General features: G+C 41.2%; 2 protein-coding genes. Both read left to right on the top strand.

Going from position 1 to position 3,904, the window contains the following annotated elements; translation table 11 throughout:
* Positions 1-412 precede the first annotated feature (412 nt).
* Entirely contained in the window at positions 413-2,767 is a 2,355-nt protein-coding gene (locus tag B3209_RS09310) for a helix-hairpin-helix domain-containing protein (RefSeq protein WP_296662091.1), read from the top strand.
* A 3-nt stretch (positions 2,768-2,770) separates the two neighbouring features.
* Positions 2,771-3,829 (top strand): AEC family transporter, encoded by a 1,059-nt coding sequence (locus B3209_RS09305; protein ID WP_296662090.1) that lies wholly within the window; start codon positions 2,771-2,773, stop codon positions 3,827-3,829.
* Positions 3,830-3,904: the final 75 nt, after the last annotated feature.

Raw genomic sequence — 3,904 nt, 5'->3', positions numbered from 1 at the left:
ACATTAAATTATAAAACTCGAAATTAAGGCTAATAAGTTCTAAATGTCATTCCTGCACTTGATGCAGGAATCTGAAATAGATTATCCGGTCGAGCCGGATAATGACATAAATTCAAGCCGGAGTATGACATAGTCTCAAGCCCCTGAATGACAAAAAAGATACTTTTACTTTCTGTCATAAAAACAAAAGGGATACTTCCTAAAAGCCGTAGCGATACTTCCTAAGAGGCTGAGGAATACTTCCTAAGCCCCTGAGGAATACTCTCTAAGGCTCTTAGGAATACTTACTTCAGCTCTTAGGAATACTCTCTTAGCCTCTTAGGAAGTATTCCTTCAGCAGTAATATTCCCATCCAAAACCCTCCAAAAGTTCCACTTTACGCAAGGTTGTTTTTTTCGTAAAATAGCGTCCTATGGAATTTACTCAAGAGAAAATCGACTCGTTGGCAGTCAATGAAGTTGAAATTATGAAAAAAATCGCTGAGGAGCTGAACATAAAAGTTCCTCAGGTAAGCGCGGTCATCAGCCTTGTTCAGGAAGGATGCACTATTCCTTTTATTGCACGTTACCGCAAAGAAAAGCACGGCTCGCTTGATGAGCTTCAGGTGCGTGAATGCGACCACTTGTTTACTTCCTATAAAAATCTGGAAGAACGCCGCCTTGAAATTGTAAAAGGCATATTTAATCAGAACAAGCTTACTGAATCTTTGTACAATGCCGCAATGGAAGCAAAAACTCTTTCCGAGCTTGAAGACTTGTGGGCTCCATTTAAAAAGAAGAAAAAGACCCGCGGAATGGTTGCACAGGAAAAAGGACTTGAGCCTTTGGCAGATGCCATGTATGAGCTTGATGACGCTGCTCTTCTTGAAAAAGCAAAGGAATTCATAAAGACAGACAATGAAGATTCAGCTTTAAATGTTGAAACTGCGGAAGATGCGATTGCAGGTGCAAAGGACATTGTCGCAGAGCGTGTTGCTCAGGATTCCAAAAACCGCGAAACTGTCCATTCACTTTATATGGAAACCGGCTCGATTGTTACAAAAGGAATTGTTCCAGACGGACAGGACGCTGAAACAGTTGAAAAAACTTCCACATACAAAATGTACTGGGACTACAGCGAGCCTTTGAATCAGGTTAAGCCGCATAGAATTCTTGCAATCAACCGTGCAGAACGTGAAGGTGCGCTTGAAGTTACAATTTTCGTTGATGTTGACGAGGCTGTAAAAGCTATTCAGAAAAAATACACAATTAACAACAAGGCGTTTTCTGGGGCTATTGAAGATGGAGTTGTGCGTCTTTTAAGTCCTGCAGTTGTTCGTGAAATCCGCAGCGATGAAACTGATGAAGCTGACGAGCATGGAATTGGAATTTTCAGCGAAAACTTAAAGAATCTTTTGATGACCCAGCCGATAAAAGGAAGTCGCGTTCTTGGAGTTGATCCTGGAATCCGCACTGGAACAAAATGCGCTGCCCTTGATGAAACTGGAAAATATCTTGGCTACTTCCTTATTAAGCAGGTTGCAGATCCAGAAGGCTCATATAAGGCAATCAATGACGCGATTGACAAGTACGACATTCAGGTTGTTGCGGTTGGAAACGGAACTGGTAGCCAGGAAGTTCAGGCGATTGTAAGCAAAGTAATCAGCGAAAATTATTCTGATGTCATGTACACGGTAGTTGATGAAAGCGGTGCTTCTGTTTATTCTGCAAGCGACATTGCCCGCGAAGAATTTCCTGAGCTTGATCTTACAATCCGTGGTGCAATTTCAATGGGAAGAAGATTGCAGGATCCGCTTGCTGAGCTTGTAAAAATAGACCCAAAGGCAATTGGCGTTGGACTTTACCAGCATGATGTAAATCAGAAAAAACTTTCAGATACTTTGGATGAAGTTGTTGGTTCTGTTGTAAATCAGGTTGGCGTAAACTTGAACACAGCGAGCGCGAGCCTTTTAAAATATGTTTCTGGAATCAACAGTTCTCTTGCAAAGAAAATTGTTGCCTACCGCGATACAAACGGAAAAATCACAAGCCGCGAGGATTTGAAAAAAGTTTCGGGGCTTGGACCAAAGGCGTTTGAGCAGTGCGCGGGATTCTTGAAAATTCCAGAAAGCTCAAATCCGCTTGACAACACTTGGGTTCACCCGGAAAACTACGAAGTTGCAAAAGAAGTTCTTCCGCTTGTTCAGAAAAAAGAAAAGATTTCCGCGGAACTTAAAAAACAGCTGGAAGAAAAGTACAATGTTGGTGAAACTACAATCAATGATATTGTTGAAGAGCTTGCAAAGCCTAACCGTGATCCGCGCGACGGCTATCCTGCTCCAATCATGCAGAAAGGCGTTTTGAATTTTGAAGACCTCAAGGTTGGAATGAAAGTTACTGGCAAGATTAAAAATGTTGTTGATTTTGGCGCATTTGTGGACATTGGCTTGCACGAAACTGGTCTTATTCACATTTCCGAGCTTAGCGACAGTTTTGTTTCTGACCCGATGGACGTAATCAAAGTTGGCGATGTAAAGGAATTTACAATAATTGACTTGGATACAGACAGAAAGAGAATCAGCCTTTCGCTTAAATCTGATGCTGCAAGCCGCCCTGCTGGAGGAGCTTCTTCTGGTGCAAAGAAAAAAGTTGTGGTTGTAAAAAAACATTCAGTTTCCGGGGAAAAGCCTTCGTTCGATAAAAACAAAAAGCCTCACCGCGAAAAACAGAATTTTGGCAGCGACGACGGAATGTATTACAATCCATTTGCGGCATTGCTCAAGAAGTAAAAAATGCTTCAAGTGTTAAAGCTCGTGCTTTGCGATGTGCATTTTCTGGGCGCGTTTTTTCAGACTGTGATAACAATTTGCCTTGGCTACTTTTTTAGGCGGCGTGGCATTGTTGATGACGGCGGAAAAAAGACAGTTACGGCGATTGTTTGGAAAATTGCGGTTCCTTGCATTGCGTTTAATGCCTTTATGCAGAATTTCAACAGGGAAAATTTTACTACAAGCCTTGTTGAAATTTTGCTTGCCGGAATAATTTACGCTTTGCTTGTTTTTCTTGGAAAACTTGCCTTTATAAAGCGCGCAAAAGACGAGTGTATTCTGGCGGCTCTTTTTGTGGCAGTTGGACAGACGACGCTTTTTTCACTTCCGATTTTGCAGTCGGTTTATACGGGACGCGACAAGGAAGTTATGCTTTACATAAGCTCAATTTCTGTTGTGTTCCGAATAATGGTTTATATAGTAGGATTTTACATAATTTCCGGCGAGCGTTTTCACGTTAAGACGTTTTCAATTTCTGCAAAGAAAATTTTTGTTACGCCGATTATGATTGGAATGTTCCTTGGAATTGCTGTTTGGCTTTTACAGGATTTTACGGTGCAAGTTCAAACTGGGCAGGGAATGCATTCTTTTTTGCGTGTGGATAAAACTTTGCCGGTTCTTTACACAACTGTTTCTTCATTTTGCCATTTGCTGAATCCGCTTTCGATGTTTTTAATTGGAATGTCCATTGGCGAGGCTGATTTTTCTTCCGCAGTGAAAGATAAAACTGCTTGGTTGATTGCCGTTATGAGAAACTTTTTTGCTCCGGTTTTTGTTTTGATTTTCTGCTGTGTTTTGCATTTGGCAGGAATTGTCCGCTTTAATGAATATTCGCTTGCTGCTCTTGTGGTTGGTTTTTCCGCTCCGATTTCTGTTACGCTTAGCATGATGTGCGTTCAGTTTCACCGGCATGAACTTCTTGCTTCCCGCGCCTGCTTTATTTCTACTTTGCTCACGATTGTTTCTATGCCGTTCAGTTTTGTAATAATCCATCTTGCGCTTAATTCTGCAATTTTTAGATAAAAACAGCAGGGCAAACGCATGTAAAAATTTTTTGTTTTAAATCTCTAAACTACTAGGTCGAATTTCGAGTTATAA

Origin of the sequence: Treponema sp. UBA6852 (assembly GCA_002449305.1) — a bacterium.
GTDB lineage: Bacteria > Spirochaetota > Spirochaetia > Treponematales > Treponemataceae > Treponema_D.
Note: the sequence above shows the minus strand (reverse complement) of the source record. Positions and strands in the feature narration are given on the sequence as shown.

Bases quoted from the DNA above. Each gene is read 5' to 3' on its own strand.
- B3209_RS09310 (WP_296662091.1), top strand. From the start codon at position 413: ATGGAATTTACTCAAGAGAAAATCGACTCGTTGGCAGTCAATGAAGTT.
- B3209_RS09305 (WP_296662090.1), top strand. From the start codon at position 2,771: ATGCTTCAAGTGTTAAAGCTCGTGCTTTGCGATGTGCATTTTCTGGGC.